The sequence below is a fragment of the Gemmata palustris genome, assembly GCF_017939745.1.
Classification (GTDB): Bacteria; Planctomycetota; Planctomycetia; order Gemmatales; family Gemmataceae; genus Gemmata; species Gemmata palustris.
Genome location: NZ_JAGKQQ010000001.1, coordinates 2,366,093 through 2,383,665, shown reverse-complemented (window position 1 = coordinate 2,383,665; position 17,573 = coordinate 2,366,093). Strand labels below are relative to the sequence as shown.

Genomic DNA, 17,573 nt, shown 5'->3' with positions numbered 1-17,573 from the left:
GTCACTTGCCGACGGGATAAAAGGCGAGGCGGGCGGAGTTCGCCAGAACCGCGAGCGCCCCGAAACTCATCGCCGCGGTGCCCCAAACGGAATTGATGAGCCCCCCGCCGAACGGTACCAGCGCGCCGGCAGCGATCGGAATCGCAACGACGTTGAAGGCGAACGCGAGGATCAGGTTCCGGCGAATCGTCCGCACGGTCGCCCGGCTCAGTTCCCGCGCGACCCCGAGCGCCTGAAGGTCCGAGTGAACCAGGGTGATCCCCGCGGTACTGATCGCGGTCCGGGTTCCGCTCGCGAGCGCGACTCCCACGTCGGCCGCGACGAGGGCCGGTGCGTCGTTAATGCCATCACCACACATGGCGACGATGCGCCCCTCGCCCTTGAGCTTCTGCACGATGGCGAACTTTTCGACCGGGAGGGCGTCCGCGACCACGTCGGTGATGCCGACGGCCTGGGCGACCCCGTGTGCGGTCTCAGCGTGATCCCCGGTGGCCAGGAGCAGTTTCAGCCCCGCGGCCCGGAGGCCCTCGACCGCGCCCCGCGCGCCGAGGCGCAGCGGGTCGTTGAACACGATCAACCCCGTGCAGCGCGGACCCGCGCCCACGAACACAACGACGTGCCCGCGCTGCCGGTGTGCCCGGGCCTCGCTCGGCATGAGTTCGCTGTGCGCGCCGGACTCCTGAATGAACCCGAGGCGCCCGACCGACACCCGGTTGCCATCAACGAGCCCGCGCACCCCTTTACCGAGTACGCCTTCCACGCTTTCGGCCGGGGTGATCTCGAGCTTCCGGTTGACGGCCTCCCACACGATCGCGAGACCCAGCGGGTGCTCGGTCCCGCGCTCGACGGCCGCGGCCAGGGCGAGGACGTGATTCCCGGACGTCCCGATGTTCGGGATGATTTCGATCAGGCGCGGGCGCCCCTCGGTGAGCGTGCCCGTCTTGTCAAACACGACGGTATCGACGGCCGCGAGGCGCTCAAGGGCCGCGGCGTCCCGGAACAAGATCCCGGCCCCGGCCGCGCGGCGCATCCCGAGCACCACCGCAACGGACCCGGCGAGGCCCGCCGCACAGGGGCACGCCACCACGAGAACGCCGACCGCGCAGACGACCGCGTAGGTCAGGGCCGAGCCCGCGGGACCGAACGCGGCCCAACCGACGAACGCGGCGAGTGCGGCCACCAGTACCGCGGGAACGTACCACGCCACGAGGCGGTCCGTGGTTCGCTGGAACTCGGCGCGCCGCTGCTGTGCTTGGCTGACCAGCCCCACAACTTGGTCGAGGATCGTATCGGACCCGGTGCGCGTGGCTTCGACCGTAATCGCGCGCAGCCCGTTCTCGCTTCCCGCGAGGACGGAGCCGCCCGGCCCCCGCTCCGCGCGCGTCGATTCGCCCGTGAGCATTGATTCGTCGATCGTGGTGGTGCCCTCGCGGATGATACCGTCTACGGGAACGCGCTCGCACGGGCGCACCCGGACGAGTTCGCCGGGGCGCACGAGTTGGACGTCGCGGTCTTCTTCGGTTCCGTCGACGAGCAGGACGCGGGCCGTTCTCGGGGCGAGTGGAGCGAGTTGTTGGAGCGCGGTCGCGGCGCGGTCGCGCGCTCGCAGTTCAATCGCGCGGGCGGCGAGAGCGAGGAGCACGATCATCCCCGTGCTCTCGAAGAAGGGGTCGATCGTGCCGCGCTGAGTGGGGGCGACCGCCCGGACCCCGCCCTCCAGTTCGGGACGGAGCTCCGTGGCAGGTGCCCGGGGCTGGAGTGGTTGCGCCCCGGACCATGCGTACACAACGGCCACCGAACTGTAGACGAACGCGGCGCCGATACTCAGACCGAGGAGCGTATCGAGGGTGAACCGGCGGGTGCGGATCGAGCGCCAGGCGCGCCGGAAGATCGGGCCGGCGCAGACGAGCACGAGCGGGGTACAGAGCCCCGCCTGGACGAGCAAAAAGACTTTTTCTCCGAGCGCTTCGGTCACCGGCCTACTGGGACTGATCGCGTCGAAAACCCCGAGCCCGATAAGGGGGATTCCGAGCGCGAACCCCAACCACAGCAGGCGCGTGACGGTTCGCCGTTCCGGGGTGGAGAAGGTTGTGTCGGCGGACAGGGCACCGCGCTCGAGCGCGGCGCCGCAACTCGGGCAGTTCCCCGGTTGCTCGCCCGTAACGTTGTGGCACGAGCGGCAGACCCAGGGCGCTGGGGTGTGAACCCCGGTGGGCGGTGCTTCATTGTTCATCGGCGATCACGCGGGCGTCGGGAGGTGCGAGCGGCCGACGAGCCCCGGCAGTGTGGGGCGACCGCTCATGTCCCGATCGTACCCGGGCGAACGAGTTGTAAACAAGAAATCACAGCGAAAAAGATGCCCGGTCGTTCGACGGAAGGCCTACGATCGGATCACCGGCCCGAGCGGTTACTTCAGATCAATGTCCGCGTCGTTCTTCCCGGCACTGGGGATATCGAGCGTCATATCGGAAGATTGGGCGGACTTGTACTTGGCTGGGACGGACGAAGAACCGGTGACCGAGATCTTATATTTCCCGGGAAAAACGGAAGTCGTGTACTCCCCAGAGGGTTGAATTTGCCCGGTCTGCTCGTCGGCTTTGTTCCCCTCTGCCGGGGTGTAAACCACCGTGCCCCGTGTGACAGGCTGGCCAGAGACCATCACCTTCCCTTTGACAATCGCGCGCTCACCGAGCGGGCTTTTCACCTCTCCACCACACCCGGTGGAAAGGAACGCGACCGCCACGGCAAGAACGAGATAGCGCATTGTTGGAACTCCACGTGGGTCGGGAAAAACAGTCGGCCACCGACCGAGGGCCGGTGGCCGGGGTGCAAACGCTCGATACTGCTTAGTCCAGGTTAACTTGGTCGCCGAAGTCGGCCGTCATAACGGCCCGCAGGGTCTGGGCCGAGATCGAGTCGCGGAGGAACTGGACGTGCCCGTCGCCGAACACGGCCTGGACGCCGCCACTGTGGAAGCTGAACGGTTCGTCGTTCGGGCCGCAGTTGTTCACCGACCACGGGCACGAGGTCGGGCCACCCTTCGGGGTCGCGTTGTTGTTCAGTCGAGCCACTTTGTTCGTGCCGTCGTTGTGCGGGCCGGAGACGCCGTTCGCGCTGTCCGGTTCGCCCCACCGGTAGTTGTTCCGCAGGTTTGTGGGGGACTTGTTCACGCAGTCCGAGCAGTTGTCCGCGTAGTTGGCCTTCATGAACGGCGAGAGCGACTCGTGGTTTTTGCCAACGTCTTCGATGATCGCGACCGTGTTGCTCGTCCCGTCCGTCACCGCCGTGATCCGGCGCGGGCTCATCTTCGTGTACGACGAGATGTGGTTCCCCGCGGTTGGAGCGCTCGCGGGATCGGCCCCGTAATGGAGCGTCAACAGCCCGGGACTGCGGTACGTTCCGCAGGAACTGTTGAGGGTGCAACGGGTGCCGGTGGTCGGGTCGATGTCGACGTAAGCGACGGGCATGTAGTCCGTTTGCCCATAACCATCAGGGTCATCCTGTGAAGCGCCGTTCGACGGGCACAGGAACGTCTTGATTTTGACCTTGAATGCGGCGTTGTGCCCGCTCCAGTTGTACCGATTGTTCAGGTTGATTGCTTTGTAAACGTTGTCCTGCTCGATGTACGGGAGCACCTGCGTGAGCGTCGAATGGACGTCCATCCAGGTTCCGGGCGGACTGGCCGTGCTGTTCCCCTCACCGCTGGTCGGGAAGTACCCGTTGGCCGATTCGTAGGTGTGCAGCCCGAGGCCGATTTGCTTCAGGTTGTTGCTGCACGACATGCGTGCGGCGGCCTCGCGCACCTTCTGCACGGCGGGCAGGAGCAAGCCAATGAGGATGGCGATGATGGCGATCACAACCAGCAGTTCAATCAGCGTAAATGCCGACCGGCGACTCGCGGGGGGAGTCATGTACGGACCTCTGTGTTCGGTAGTGGGACACGGGCCACAAGCGACCCGGAGCAGCTCAAATAGTTCGTTGTGCAGCCCAGTTTAGCCTAATAGTGGGGACGAGAAAGTGTATGTCTGAATGTGTGAAGTTACGGCGTAGATCGGGTGTCTTGAATGTGTATAATCGGAGTAGAGTTTGTCTATGTGGCGCAGCGTTCGGCACGCGCAACGACAAAAGTCGACCGCGGCGAAGATGTTTTTTCAGCCCTGGTTCACCTGAGCACCGCTGTGAAGGGAGGACTGGATCGCCGCGAACATTGTTTGGAGCGAGCGGATCTCGACCGGCTTCACGAAGTGGTACGAGCACCCGGCTTCCCGGGACAACGCGCGGTCCTCGTCCCGACCGTACCCGCTAATGGTAATCAGTGTGGCGCGGGCGCGCGGGTCGCGGCGGAGCCGACGGGCCACCTCGAACCCGTCCATTCCCGGGAGCCCGATGTCGAGCAGGACGACGTCCGGCTCGAAGGCGCGGACCGCGTCGATTCCCGTGGGGCCGTCGTGCGCGGTTCGGGCCTGGTGCCCGAGCAAACCGATCAGGTCGGCCAGGCTCTCCGCCCCGTCGATGTTGTCATCGATGATAACGACCCGGAGGGGCGCGGGTTCGCTCTGCGGTTCGGTCGACCGAGTGGGCGCGGCCGGTGCCGGCGCGAGTTGGACTTCCGCGACCGGGAGGACGACGGCGAATTCGCTCCCGTGGCCGACGCCCGCGCTGTGCGCTTCGACGAACCCGCCGTGCATCTCGACCAGCCTGCGGACGAGGGTCAACCCGATACCCAGTCCGCCCTGCGACCGGTCGAGGGAGCGGCTCGCCTGGGTGAACAAGTCGAACACGGTCGGAAGGAGTTCGGGGGCGATCCCGACCCCCGTGTCCCGAACGCGGACCTCCACGAGGGCGGGGGCGTGTGCGCCGGTGCCGTCTCCCGACGGGGCCGCTTTGACCGCGGCGGTGAGGCCGATTCGCCCGCCCGGCTCGGTGTATTTGGCGGCGTTGTTCAACAGGTTGGCGAACACCTGGATCAACCGCGTCGGGTCGCCCTGGACGTGAACCGGGTGGGCGGGTAACGCGACCTCGAGCCGGTGGCCGAACTTGTCGATCAGCGGCCCGACGGCTTCGACGGCCTGCGTGATCGCACTCTCCAAATCGACCAGATCGACCGCGAGCCGGATCTTCCCCAGCGTGATCCGGGACACGTCGAGCAGGTCGTCCACGAGTCGAACGAGGTGGGTCAACTGGCGGTCGATCACCCCGTGCGCCCACCGGACGCGGTCCGCGCTGATGCCGTCGTGGTTGAGCACTTCGGCTGCGTTCCGAATCGGCGCGAGCGGGTTACGCAGCTCGTGGGCCAGCATCGAGAGGAACTCGTTCTTCTGGCGGTCGGCCTGTTGCAGCTCGTGGTAGAGCCGGGCGTTTTCGAGCGCCATCGCGACCCGGGACGCGAGCGTTTCGGCAACGGCGACGTCGGCCGCGGGGAACGCGCGCCCCGTTTGTTGGCGCGAGAGCCCCAGAACGGCGGTGACCTGTCCGCGGGCGCGGAGCGGTACCGCGAGGACGTTGTCGGAGAGGGGGACGGTCGCGTTCTCTGCGGCGGCTCGATCGACCGCACGAGCAAGGTCGCGCTCCAGTGCGTCGTGGCCCAGGTCCGCTTCCAACGCGGACCCGGCCGGTCCCCCGCGCCCCCGGAGGACGCGGACCTCACGCCCGTCGCTCGGGAGGGTAACGAGAACGGCGGTGTCGGCCAGGTACGAGAGGGCGAGGCGGATCGCGTCCTGGGCGATCACGGTTTGGTCGAGGGAACCTGCTAGAACTGCGCCCGCGTGGGTGAGGAACGCCAGGCGCTGGTTCGCTTCTTCGGCGGCCGCGCGCCTCGTGCGCTCTTCGGCCAGTGCGATCCGCTCCTCGGCCTGTCGGCGCACCTGCTGCGCCATCCGGTACAGGTCGGCGAACACCCGCACCTTCGCGCGCAGGATCGCCGGCACCACCGGCGTGCTGATGTAATCCACCGCTCCTTGTGCGTACCCCTCGGTGGCCCGCACCTCGTCGGAGAACGCCGTCAGAAAGATGATCGGGGTGTGGGCCGAGCGCTTCCGCCGGCGGATCAGCGCCGCGGTTTCCAGCCCGCTCATGCCGGGCATCTGGACGTCGAGCAGGATCACCGCGAAGTCGTGGGCGAGCACCGCGCGCAGGGCCTCCTCGCCGGACGCGGCGGTAATCAGGTTCTGGTTCAGTTCGCCCAGAATGGTCCGGTAAACCAGAATCTTTTCCGGCAAATCGTCGACAACCAGGATGTTCGTCGGCTCGCCGGGCACGGTCATTGGTCGCGGGTCCATAGTCATCGGTCCAGAGTGAGTCGTCACCGGTTTTGGGTCCATCGGTGTTCGGGATCCGCGCCCGACAAGGGCTCCGAGCCGAACGCACGTGACCCGGGACGGGTGACCCGACTCAGCGGTGCAACCACGCCCTCAACACGGCGAGCAACTGTTCCGGGTCCACGGGCTTGGAGAGGTAATCCCACGCCCCGGCCTCGATGCACTTCTCCCGGTCGCCCTTCATCGCCTTGGCCGTAACCGCCACGATCGGCAGGTTCTTCAGGTGCGGGATCTTGCGGACCTCGCGCATTGTCTCCATTCCGTCCATTTCGGGCATCATGATGTCCATGAGCACGATTTCTACGCCGGGGTCAGTTTGAAGCATCCGGATCGCGTCGCGCCCGTTGTCGGCAGACACGATCACCATGTCGTGCTCTTCGAGGATGGTCGAGAGCGCGAAGATGTTCCGCATGTCGTCGTCCACGATCAGCACTTTTCGGCCCGCGAGGATCTTGTCCGTCTGGTCCAGTTCGCTGAGCTGCTGGCGCTGGACCTCCGGCAACTTCGCGAGCGGCCGGTGGAGGAAGAACGTGGCGAGATCGAGCAGGACGGCCGACGAGTGGGCCTTGCGGACGGTGCAGACCTCGGCCGCGCGCCGGAGGATGGCGTCGGACGGCCCCCCGTCGGCGCCGTCCCCGTAGACGATGACCGGCATCCGCGAAGAAACGCGGTCGGTGCGGGCGAACGGTCCGCGTGCGCTGAGGAGCTCTTCCGTCGCGTCCCCGGTGCCGGGTCCGAGGACCACGCAATCGGTCGGTCGGTCGTCCAGGGCGCGCAGCGCCGCGCCGGTGTCGGGGGTCGCGGTGATGAGCACCTCGGGATCGGCGAGCCGCGCCTGGATCTGGTCCCGGCGCGCCGGGTCCGGCTCCACGACGAGCAGGTGCCGGACCGGGCGCCCGGTGTACTCGGTCACGTGGTCGAGGAGCTCGTCGAGAACCTCGCGGCTCTGGATCGGCTTGTCCAGGAACGCCAGGCACCCGGCGGCGAGCGCGCGGTCGCGGGAGTCGTCGGTACTGATAACGCACACGGGGACGTGGCGCGTGGCCGGGTCCTTTTTCAGCCGCTCGAGCACGCGCCACCCGTCAATGTCCGGGAGGTGAATGTCGAGCGAGATCGCGTCCGGGTCGTACTCGCGCGTGAGGGCCAGGGCCGACGCGCCGAGGGACGTCACCAGACCCTTGAACCCCTTCTCGCGGGCCGTGTCGAGCAGGAACCGGGCGAACCCGGTGTCGTTTTCGACGATCAACAGTACGCGGTCCCCGGCGCGAATGTCGTCCCGGTCGTCCCCGTACTCGTTCACGAGTTGTTCCGGGGTTTCCGGTTCCGGTTCTACCGGGCCGAACGCCAGTGCGGAGCGCGAAGCGTGCCCGTTCGATCCCACCAGCGTTCCTTCGGCCCGGAGCTGCGGGCTCGTGGATGTGGCTCCCGATTCGCTCACCGCCGTGCCCTTGCGCGTGGGGCGCGACGGACTGTAAGTGACCGGCAGGTAGAAGTGGAACGTGCTCCCGCGCCCCGGGATCGACGACAGTCGAATTTCGCCGCCCAGTAGCCGCGACAGTTCGCGACTGATGGCCAACCCCAGGCCCGTTCCGCCGTACTTGCGGCTGGTGCTGCCGTCCGCCTGTTGAAACGCCTCGAAGATGATGAGCTGCTTGTCGGACGGGATGCCGATCCCGGTGTCTTCTACCGCGAAGCAGAGCACCCCCGTGGCGCGGTTCAGGTCCTCGTTCTCGCGGTTCCACCCGCCCTCGGCCGGCGCGACCGTGAGTACCACCTCGCCGTGGTGCGTGAACTTGAACGCGTTCGAGAGCAGGTTCTTGATGATCTGCTGGAGCCGCTTGGCGTCCGTGTAAACGCTGCGCGGGAGCCGCGGGTCGAAGTGCGTCCGGAACTCCAGGTTCTTGTTCTCCGCGACGTGCCGGAACGTGCGATCGACGTACCCCTGGAGGTCGTCCAGGCGCAGGTCGCTGGCGTCCACCACCACGGTACCGGACTCGATCTTGGACAGGTCCAGAATGTCGTTGATGAGCATGAGCAGGTCGTTACCGGACGAGTGGATCGTCTTGGCGAACTCCTGCTGTTTGCCGGTCAGGTTCCCGTCGGGGTTCTTGGACAACTGGTCGGAGAGGATGAGCAGGCTGTTGAGCGGGGTCCGCAGTTCGTGCGACATGTTCGCGAGGAACTCGCTCTTGTACTTCGACGTCAGCGCGAGCTGCTTGGCCTTGTCCTCGAGCGCTTGCCGGGCCTGTTCGACTTCCGTGTTCTTCCGCTCGACTTCCTGGTTCTGTTGGGCCAGCGAGTGCGACTTCTCTTGCAGCTCCTCGTTGGTCTTCTGGAGCTCTTCCTGGCGCGTTTGGAGCTGCTGCGCGAGGGACTGCGACTGTTCCAGCAACCCCTCCGTGCGCATGTTCGCCTCGATCGTGTTGAGCACGATCCCGATGGACTCGGTGAGCTGCTCGAGGAACGCCTGGTGCGTCGGGTTGAACCCGCCGAGCGAGGCGAGTTCGAGCACCCCGCGGACCTGGCCCTCGAAGATCAGCGGCAGAACGAGCACACTTCGGGGCGAAGCCGACCCCAACCCGGACGAGATGCGAATGTACTCCGGCGGGAGGTTGTCGAGCAGGATCTTCTGCTTGTCCATCGCGCACTGGCCGACCAGCCCCTGGCCCAGCCCGATGCGCTTCCCGCTTCCTTCTTTGCCCTCGGAGGCGTAGCTCGCGAGCAGGTTGAGTTGCGGGGTCTCTTTGACGCCATCGAAGACGTAGAACTCGGCGTGTTGGGCCGCGACCACGGGGCACAGTTCCGAGAGCACCATGCGGCCGACGTTCGTCAGGTCGCGCTGACCCTGGAGCATCCGGCTGAACTTGGCGAGGTTCGTCTTCAGCCAGTCCTGTTCCGTGTTCTTTTGGGTGGTGTCGCGGAGGTTGCGGATCATCTCGTTGATGGTGTTCGAGAGCGCCGCGACTTCACCCTGCGCCTCGACGGTGATCGACCGCGTCAGGTCGCCCTTCGTCACGGCGGTGGCGACTTCCGCGATCGCCCGCACCTGGGTCGTGAGGTTCGCGGCGAGCTGGTTCACGTTCTCCGTGAGGGCCTTCCAGATACCGGCTGCCCCGGGCACTTTCGCTTGCCCGCCCAACTGTCCCTCGACGCCGACCTCGCGGGCCACGGTCGTTACCTGATCGGCGAACGTGGCGAGCGTCCCGATCATTTCGTTGATCGTCTCAGCGAGTTCCGCGATTTCGCCCTTCGCGGCGACCGTGAGTTTGCGCTGGAGGTCGCCGTTGGCGACGGCGGTCACGACCTTCGCGATCCCGCGCACCTGAGCCGTCAGGTTCCCGGCCATGCCGTTGACGGAGTCGGTCAAGTCCTTCCACGTACCCGCCACCCCTTCGACCTGAGCTTGTCCGCCGAGCTTGCCCTCGGTGCCCACTTCGCGTGCCACGCGGGTCACTTCTCCGGCGAACGACCGCAACTGGTCGACCATCGTGTTGACGGTGTTCTTCAGTTCCAGAATTTCACCCTTCACGTCCACCGTGATCTTGCGCGACAGGTCGCCCAGGGCCACGGCCTTGGTCACTTCCGCGATGTTGCGCACTTGTGATGTCAGGTTCCCGGCCATGAAGTTCACGGAGTCCGTCAAGTCCTTCCACGTACCGGCCACCCCGCGGACGTCGGCCTGCCCGCCGAGTTTGCCTTCGGTGCCCACCTCACGGGCAACGCGCGTTACTTCCGATGCGAACGACCGCAATTGGTCGACCATCGTGTTGACGGTGTTCTTCAGTTCCAGAATTTCTCCGCGGACGTCCACGGTGATCTTCTGCGAGAGGTCACCGGCCGCGACCGCTTTAGTCACGTCGGCGATGTTGCGCACCTGTGATGTCAGGTTGCGGGCCATACCGTTGACGGAGTCGGTCAAGTCCTTCCACGTCCCAGCGACGCCCTTCACGTCGGCCTGCCCGCCGAGCTTGCCCTCGGTGCCGACCTCGCGGGCCACGCGGGTCACTTCCGCGGCGAACGAGCTGAGCTGGTCCACCATCGTGTTGACGGTGTTCTTGAGCTCGAGGATCTCGCCCTTCACGTCCACCGTGATCTTGCGGCTCAAGTCTCCGAGGGCCACGGCCTTGGTCACGTCGGCGATGTTGCGCACCTGTGATGTCAGGTTCCCGGCCATGAAGTTCACGGAGTCCGTGAGGTCCTTCCACACCCCGGCGACGCCCTTCACATCGGCCTGTCCGCCGAGTTTGCCTTCGGTACCGACTTCGCGGGCCACGCGGGTCACTTCCGAGGCGAAGGAGCTGAGCTGGTCCACCATGATATTCACAGTGTTCTTGAGCTCGAGGATCTCGCCCTTCACGTCGACCGTGATCTTGCGCGACAGGTCACCGGTTGCGACCGCGGTCGTCACTTCTGCGATGTTGCGCACCTGGGCCGTCAGGTTCCCGGCCATGAAGTTCACGGAGTCCGTCAGGTTCTTCCACACCCCGGCGACGCCCTTCACGTCGGCCTGTCCGCCGAGCTTCCCTTCGGTGCCGACCTCGCGGGCCACGCGGGTCACTTCGGCGGCGAACGAGCTGAGCTGGTCGACCATCGTGTTGACGGTGTTCTTGAGCTCGAGGATCTCGCCCTTCACGTCGACCGTGATCTTGCGCGACAGGTCGCCCAGGGCCACGGCCTTGGTCACGTCGGCGATGTTGCGCACCTGTGATGTCAGGTTCCCGGCCATGAAGTTCACGGAGTCGGTGAGGTTCTTCCACACCCCGGCGACGCCCTTCACGTCGGCCTGTCCGCCGAGCTGCCCCTCCGTACCGACTTCCTGCGCGACGCGGGTCACTTCGGACGCGAACGAGCTGAGCTGGTCGACCATCGTGTTGACGGTGTTCTTCAGTTCCAGAATCTCACCCTTCACGTCGACCGTAATCTTGCGCGACAGGTCACCGTTCGCCACGGCCGTCGTCACGGTGGCGATATTGCGCACCTGCGTCGTCAGGTTCCCGGCCATACCGTTCACGGAGTCCGTGAGGTCCTTCCACGTACCGGACACGCCTTCGACGCGCGCCTGTCCGCCGAGCTTGCCTTCGGTACCGACCTCACGCGCCACGCGGGTCACTTCGGACGCGAACGATCGCAACTGGTCCACCATCGTGTTGATGGTGTTCTTCAGTTCGAGGAACTCGCCCTTCACGTCCACCGTGATCTTGCGCGACAGGTCGCCCTTCGCCACGGCCGTCGTCACTTCGGCCACGTTGCGCACTTGAGCCGTGAGGTTGGCCGCCATCCCGTTGACGGAGTCCGTGAGGTCCTTCCACGTACCGGCGACGCCCTTCACTTTGGCCTGTCCGCCGAGCTTCCCTTCGGTGCCCACCTCGCGGGCCACGCGGGTCACTTCGGACGCGAACGAACCGAGCTGATCGACCATCGTGTTGATGGTTTTGGCGGTGCGGTGGAACTCGCCCTGGAGCGGGCGGTCATCAATGTCGAGGGCCATTGTCTTGGACAGGTCGCCCTGGGCCACGGCCCCGATCACGCGGGCCGTTTCGATCGTCGGGTGAACGAGGTCGTCGATGAGGTCGTTCACGGAGCCGACCGACTCGCGCCAGAACCCGCCCACGTCGCCGAGCGAGAGGCGCTGGCTGAGTTTTCCTTCTTTGCCGACGACGCGGCTCAGTCGGGCGAGCTCTTCGGCCATCCGCTCGTTCTGCTCGACGACGTCGTTAAAGGCGTCGGCCACTTTGCCCGCGACGCCGGTCCAATCCGGGGGCAATCGAACGCCGGAGCGCCCGTGGCGCAGCGCGTTGAGGGCACCCAGCAGGGCGTTCATCTCGGTGCCGTTGGTGACCGGTTCGAGGACCGTGGACATCGGCGTCTCCGGGAAGCGGCGGGACGATTGTGCCGGTGGCGAGTCGGAATTCGTATTCGGGGCGCAGGGCGCTCCCGAATTGTGGGCGAAATGGGCGGTCGGTTGAGCGAGGATCGCGCGGCAGAGAACCGTTTCGGCCGCAAACTGATGGTGCGCTACGGGGGATCTGTTACGCGCGCTCCCTTCTTATACGCCATTCGCCGGGCTTTGTCGATCCGCAGAGTCGCGAGGTTTCGCACGCGCACGCAGCACGTTCACGCACAATCCCGAAATGCGCTGCGGATCGGGGTGGGGAAGGTAAGTGTCCAAACACTGCCAGCCACTTCACCGAGGTGATGACTTCGCCCCTCGGAACACTGGAACTGATTCCGTTCGCTCACCAGCGACAGGCTCCGCCGCCCGCGCCGGGCTAACAATCGCTAACATTTTCGGCCCTCGGGGTGATCCAGCTCTCCAGGGGATGAACGAATCGTTGAGAATTCAAGTCCTTTGACACCGCTTGCCCCCGCGCCGCAACGTGCCGGCTGCTAACAACGACTAACAATCGCGAAGCTTCGCCCGATTCCCGGCTAACATCTCGCTAACATGCCGACCGGATCACGCACCGTTCGCGGGGTGGCACAGGTGTATTTCAAACAATCTTTCATTCGAGCGATAAATTTCGCCGCAGCCGCCGAGCAAATAGCGCCTAATATCGCGGCAGACGAGAACCCTGAATTATACGATAGTGGACAAGCGAGCAAAAGCAGTTCTGAACCCGCGCTGCGAAAGGAGGTTTTCAACAGTAATTCCAGGTGAGCCGACCCGCAGGTCGGCTCTCGCGCTACACGCATTCTGTTTGGGGCTCGGATTCCGGGCAGAGATCCTTTCCGCCCATCTGCTCGATGTACCTGCTACCCCATTCGCACATCGGAGCGAGTAAATCCTTGAGGCTGATCCCCATCGGGGTGAGCGAATATTCCACACGCGGCGGGATCTCGGGGTACGCCCGCCGGTGGACGAGGCCGTCCGCTACCATCTCCCGAAGTTGTTGGATGAGCATCTTTTCGGTGATCCCGACCACCAATCGCTTGAGCTCACCGAACCGGCGCGCTTCCGGGTGGAGGCGCCAGAGGATAACAAACTTCCACTTCCCGCCGATCACATCGAACGTGGCTTCGAGGCCGCACGAGTAGGCTTCGCGCATGGCTGATAACTCCCAAAACTTACCTTTTGGTGGGTACCCCACTTAATTGTAGGTACTTGATCGGTGTAAAGCGGAAAACTAATAATCTGCGGACAGATCCGTTACCGGTATCGGTCTTGGCTACGCGAGCACATCGATTGGGCGATGTGCCGCCCGGGTGCGTGCGCGCATTTGAGAACGTGCGCGCTGGAACCCACGAGGTTCAAAACCATGAAGAAGCTGATTGCAGTGCTGACCCTGGGGCTGTTCGCGTGCGCGAGTTCGGGCGCCGACCCTGCACTCGTGTGGCCCCAGTTCCGCGGGCCGAACGGGTCGGGTATTGCCGAGGGCCAGAAACCGCCCGTCGAGTTCGGCCCGAACAAGAACGTGAAGTGGAAGGTCGCGGTCCCGAGCGGGTTCTCGTCGCCGATCGTCGCGGGGGACAACCTCGTGCTGACCGCGTTCGAGGACGGGAAGTTGTACACGATCGCGTACAACCGCGCGACTGGTAAGGAGGTGTGGCGGGCCGAGGCTCCGGCCAAGCAGATCGAACCGTACCACAAGACCGAGGGCAGCCCGGCCGCGTCCACGCCCGTCACCGACGGCACGCGGATCGTCTCGTACTTCGGATCGTGCGGCTTGTTCTGCTACAACTTGGCCGGGAAGGAGTTGTGGCGCCACGAGATGCCGACGGTCGCCACCCCGTTCGACTTCGGCACCGGCGTCTCGCCGGTTCTCGCGGACGGCACCGTGGTTCTCGTGCGCGACGAAAACAAGAACCCGAAGATCCTCGCGATCGATGCGGCCACGGGGACGCTCATGTGGGTGAAGAAGCGGGAATCAAAGTCCGGCTTCTGCACCCCGGTGGTGTGCGACACGCCCGCGGGCAAACAGGTCATCGTGGCCGGGTACGGGCGCATGATCGGCTACGACTTCAAAACGGGCGACGAGAAGTGGACCGTGATCGGGATGCCGGCGGCGGCGTGCGCGACACCGGTCGTGGTGGACGGCACGCTGTTCTTCGCGGGCTGGTCGCCGGGCGAGGACGTCAAGCTCCCGTCGTTCGATTTTCTGCTGAAGGAGGCTGGCGAGGAGAAGCTCGGCTACATCACGCGCGAGGGGTTGGAGAAGACGCCGTTGAAAGGATTCTTCGACAACCAGGACTTCGACCACGACGGCAAATTGAGCCGCGCGGAATGGGACGAAGCGCTCAAGATCGTTTCCGCGTCGAAGAACAGTGCGTTCGCGCTGAAACTTGGCGGGAGCGGCGACGTGACGAAGTCGCACGTGATCTGGAAGCAGACGAAGGGGCTGCCCTACGTTCCGTCCGGGATCGTGTACCAGGGGCAGTACGTGTTGGTGAAGGACGGCGGACTGGTCACCGCTTACGAGACCAAGACGGGCAAGCCGGTGTACGAGCAGGAGCGGGCGGTCGCGGGCGGCCGGTACTATTCGTCGCCGGTCGCGGCCAACGGGCACATCTACTTCACCTGTCTGGACAACGGAGCGATCACGGTTCTGAAGGCCGGCACGGATGAACCAGAAGTGGTGGCGCGGAACCCGAAGCTCAACGAGCGCATCGCCGCAACGCCCGTGATCGCGGACAACGCGCTATACGTCCGAACCGCCGGGTTCTTGTACGCTTTCGCCGAGAAGAAGTAAGGTCGTTCACCGAATCGCGCGCCTCCGGATGGCGCGTTGGCGCGGGCGGATTCGGGAGCGCGAGCGCCGGATGATAGTGCGGTGGTCATTCCGCTCGTTGGATTGAGGGGCGCTCGCCGTAAGATTATCTCTGACGGCGATAAAATTGTGACCGAACTCGGAACGCCGGGGCGCGACGGATGTAAACTTCGCGCCCCGGCGTTCCGAGTTCGTTTCGACGGTTTGGCAGGGCGGGTGCTGTGAAGTATGCTCCCGTATGCCTGTTCTGGAGCCGCCAATGCCCGACTCTACCGCCGAGAGCTTCTCAGCGGTGCCGCAGGATTCGCCCCCGTCCGAACGTGGCAACTGCGACACAACCGTGGTGGGAACGGGCGCGACGTTTCGCCCGGCCGGGTTCCGGTTCGCGCCGCCGGCCGCACCCGGCGAAGTGGGCGTGTTGGGGGCGTACCGGCTCCTCAAGCAACTCGGCAAGGGCGGCATGGGGGCGGTGTATCTCGCGCTGGACGCGCGACTGGGCCGCAAGCTCGCGCTGAAGGTGATGCTCCCGGAGGCCGCCGACGCCGACGCGAGGGAGCGGTTCCTCCGCGAGGCCCGGGCCGCGGCCCAGATCAACCACGATAACGTCGTTACCATTTACGAGGCCGACGAGCGCAACGGGGTTCCGTACATCGCGATGCAGTTCCTCCAGGGGTGCCCGCTCGACGAGTACCTCCGGACGAAGGGCGCGCCGCCCCTCCCGCACGCGGTCCGCATCGCCCGCGAGACAGCCCTGGGCCTCGCGGCGGCGCACGCGCTCGGGCTCGTTCACCGGGACATCAAGCCGGCCAACCTGTGGCTCGAAGCGCCCAACGGGCGCGTGAAGGTGCTCGACTTCGGGCTCGCCAAGCCGATCGGCCGCGACACCGAGTTGACGCGCAGCGGAATGGTAGTCGGAACCCCCGCGTACATGAGTCCCGAGCAGGGCCGCGGGCAGAACGTGGACGCGCGGAGCGACCTGTTCAGCCTGGGGGTGGTTCTGTACCGCCTGTGTACCGGGAAGACGCCCTTCGCCGGCGCCACTGCAATGGACGTCATGATTGCGCTGGGCACCAAAGACCCGGTTCCGGTCCGCGAACTCGCCCCCGGGGTGCCGGACGCGCTCGCCGCGCTCGTTCACCAACTGCTCGCGAAGGAGCCCGGCGCCCGGCCGCAGAGCGCCGCCGAAGTCGTGCAGCGGCTCCGCTCGATCGGCACTGAACTGACCCGGCCGCGCCCCCCCGCGGCCGACGGCTCGGTGTCTCAACCGATTGTCGTTTATCCGGTGGGTTCGGCGCTGCACATTACTCTCCAACCGCAGACGTTCCCGAGCGCGTTCGCGGACCTGGGCGCGCAAGACGAGCCCCGCTCCGGGGAACCGATCGAGCAGAGGGCACCGCGGAAGCGGGCCGGGCGCCGGGGGCCGATGATCTTGGTCGGCGCCTCATTGTTCGTCGCGGCGCTCGCGGCGGGTGGCATCACCGCCAAAATCACGAACAAAGACGCCGCGCCCGTACCTGGGGCGCCGGAGCGCGCCAAAACCGAGGTGGGCGGCAAGACCGTTACCCCGGAACCGAAGCGGTCGGCGCCGGCCGCCGATGCCGACCGCAAGGCCGCCGAGTACATCCTGTCCCTCGGCGGCGCGGTTCGCGTCGAGGGCGAGGACCGCGAAATTACTACCGCGGCCGAGTTGCCACCGGGCGCGGTCCGACTGACCTCCGTTTTCTACCACGGGGGCGGACAACTGACGGATGCGGGAGTGGGCCTTTTAGGGGACTGCAAATACCTGACGAATCTAGTGCTGCACAACTGTAATCGTGTCACAGTTGCCGGTCTGGATAATTTCAAAGGCAAGAGGAACTTGCTGTACCTGAGTCTGGCGCTCACGCCGGTCTCGGACGAAGGGCTGGTCCCGTTTAAGGATTGTAAGGGGCTGCTGAAAATCAACTTGCAAGGGGCCGGCGTGACGGACGCGGGCCTGGCGCTCTTCAAAGACTGCAAGGACCTGCGTTCGCTCGGCCTGCGCGACTGCCGGCTGTTCACCGACGCGGGCCTGGTTCACTTCCAGGATTGCACCGACCTCGAACAGCTCGACTTGGTTGCTACTCCGACCACCGACGCGGGGTTGGCTCATTTCAAAGGGTGCAAGAATCTCCAGGGGCTCGGTCTGAACGGCACGGGCGTTACGAGCGCGGGCCTGGCTCTTATAGCCAACTATAAACACTTAACTTACCTCGAACTGGCGGACACGCAGATCAGCGACGCGGGGCTCACTCACCTCGCGGGACTCGACAAGCTCAAGGATCTGAAACTGGCCGATACCAATGTTACCGCGCAGGGGGTCGAGGCCATTTCTCGGGCGCTGCCGCGGTGCAAGATCAACTGGGCCGGTGGCACGGTCGACCCGAAGCCGGTGGGTGGTCCGAGCCCCCCGGCCAAATGAGCGATCCCGATTGTCCCAGGGCTCAAGGCTCCGGGGCGCACTACGCGGCTGCCAGCTCGGTGACCGTCTTCATCTCGTCCGGGTACTTTTCTGGCCGGTCGTCTGCGTTTG

At 65.5% G+C, this 17,573-nt stretch carries 8 protein-coding genes; 2 read left to right on the top strand and 6 right to left on the bottom strand.

Features of this window, described 5'->3' with window-relative positions; all coding sequences use genetic code 11:
* Position 1: 1 nt before the first annotated feature.
* The 6 genes from J8F10_RS09670 to J8F10_RS09645 all read right to left on the bottom strand — a co-directional run bounded on the left by J8F10_RS09670 (position 2) and on the right by J8F10_RS09645 (position 13,363).
* The gene (locus J8F10_RS09670; RefSeq protein WP_210653623.1) at positions 2-2,233 is read right to left on the bottom strand and encodes a heavy metal translocating P-type ATPase; all 2,232 of its coding nucleotides are present in this window, start codon (positions 2,231-2,233) and stop codon (positions 2-4) included.
* A gap of 174 nt (positions 2,234-2,407) precedes the next feature.
* Positions 2,408-2,764 carry a hypothetical protein gene (locus J8F10_RS09665; RefSeq protein WP_210653622.1) on the bottom strand — a complete coding sequence of 119 codons (357 nt, stop codon included), beginning with the start codon at positions 2,762-2,764 and terminating at the stop codon, positions 2,408-2,410.
* Positions 2,765-2,846: 82 nt separating this feature from the next.
* Positions 2,847-3,911, bottom strand: a complete 1,065-nt coding sequence (locus J8F10_RS09660; protein WP_210653621.1) for a DUF1559 domain-containing protein — start codon at positions 3,909-3,911, stop codon at positions 2,847-2,849.
* Between the two features lie 240 nt (positions 3,912-4,151).
* Complete coding sequence (locus tag J8F10_RS09655; protein ID WP_210653620.1) at positions 4,152-6,278, bottom strand: hybrid sensor histidine kinase/response regulator; 2,127 nt, start codon at positions 6,276-6,278, stop codon at positions 4,152-4,154.
* Between the two features lie 112 nt (positions 6,279-6,390).
* Positions 6,391-12,177, bottom strand: a complete 5,787-nt coding sequence (locus J8F10_RS09650) for a HAMP domain-containing protein (protein ID WP_246523131.1) — start codon at positions 12,175-12,177, stop codon at positions 6,391-6,393.
* 823 nt (positions 12,178-13,000) lie between these two features.
* Entirely contained in the window at positions 13,001-13,363 is a 363-nt protein-coding gene (locus J8F10_RS09645; protein WP_210653619.1) for a winged helix-turn-helix transcriptional regulator, read from the bottom strand.
* Positions 13,364-13,573: 210 nt separating this feature from the next.
* Here J8F10_RS09645 and J8F10_RS09640 point away from each other — a divergent pair, with 210 nt between their 5' ends.
* Entirely contained in the window at positions 13,574-15,004 is a 1,431-nt protein-coding gene (locus J8F10_RS09640; RefSeq protein WP_210653618.1) for an outer membrane protein assembly factor BamB family protein, read from the top strand.
* A gap of 277 nt (positions 15,005-15,281) precedes the next feature.
* A complete protein-coding gene (locus J8F10_RS09635; protein WP_210653617.1) occupies positions 15,282-17,462 on the top strand; it encodes a protein kinase domain-containing protein in 2,181 nt (726 codons plus the stop codon).
* The last annotated feature ends 111 nt before the right edge of the window (positions 17,463-17,573 follow it).

Coding starts and splice junctions, on each gene's coding strand:
- J8F10_RS09670 (WP_210653623.1), bottom strand. CDS start 2,233: ATGAACAATGAAGCACCGCCCACCGGGGTTCACACCCCAGCGCCCTGG.
- J8F10_RS09660 (WP_210653621.1), bottom strand. CDS start 3,911: ATGACTCCCCCCGCGAGTCGCCGGTCGGCATTTACGCTGATTGAACTG.
- J8F10_RS09655 (WP_210653620.1), bottom strand. CDS start 6,278: ATGGACCCGCGACCAATGACCGTGCCCGGCGAGCCGACGAACATCCTG.
- J8F10_RS09640 (WP_210653618.1), top strand. CDS start 13,574: ATGAAGAAGCTGATTGCAGTGCTGACCCTGGGGCTGTTCGCGTGCGCG.
- J8F10_RS09645 (WP_210653619.1), bottom strand. CDS start 13,363: ATGCGCGAAGCCTACTCGTGCGGCCTCGAAGCCACGTTCGATGTGATC.
- J8F10_RS09635 (WP_210653617.1), top strand. CDS start 15,282: ATGCCCGACTCTACCGCCGAGAGCTTCTCAGCGGTGCCGCAGGATTCG.
- J8F10_RS09665 (WP_210653622.1), bottom strand. CDS start 2,764: ATGCGCTATCTCGTTCTTGCCGTGGCGGTCGCGTTCCTTTCCACCGGG.
- J8F10_RS09650 (WP_246523131.1), bottom strand. CDS start 12,177: ATGTCCACGGTCCTCGAACCGGTCACCAACGGCACCGAGATGAACGCC.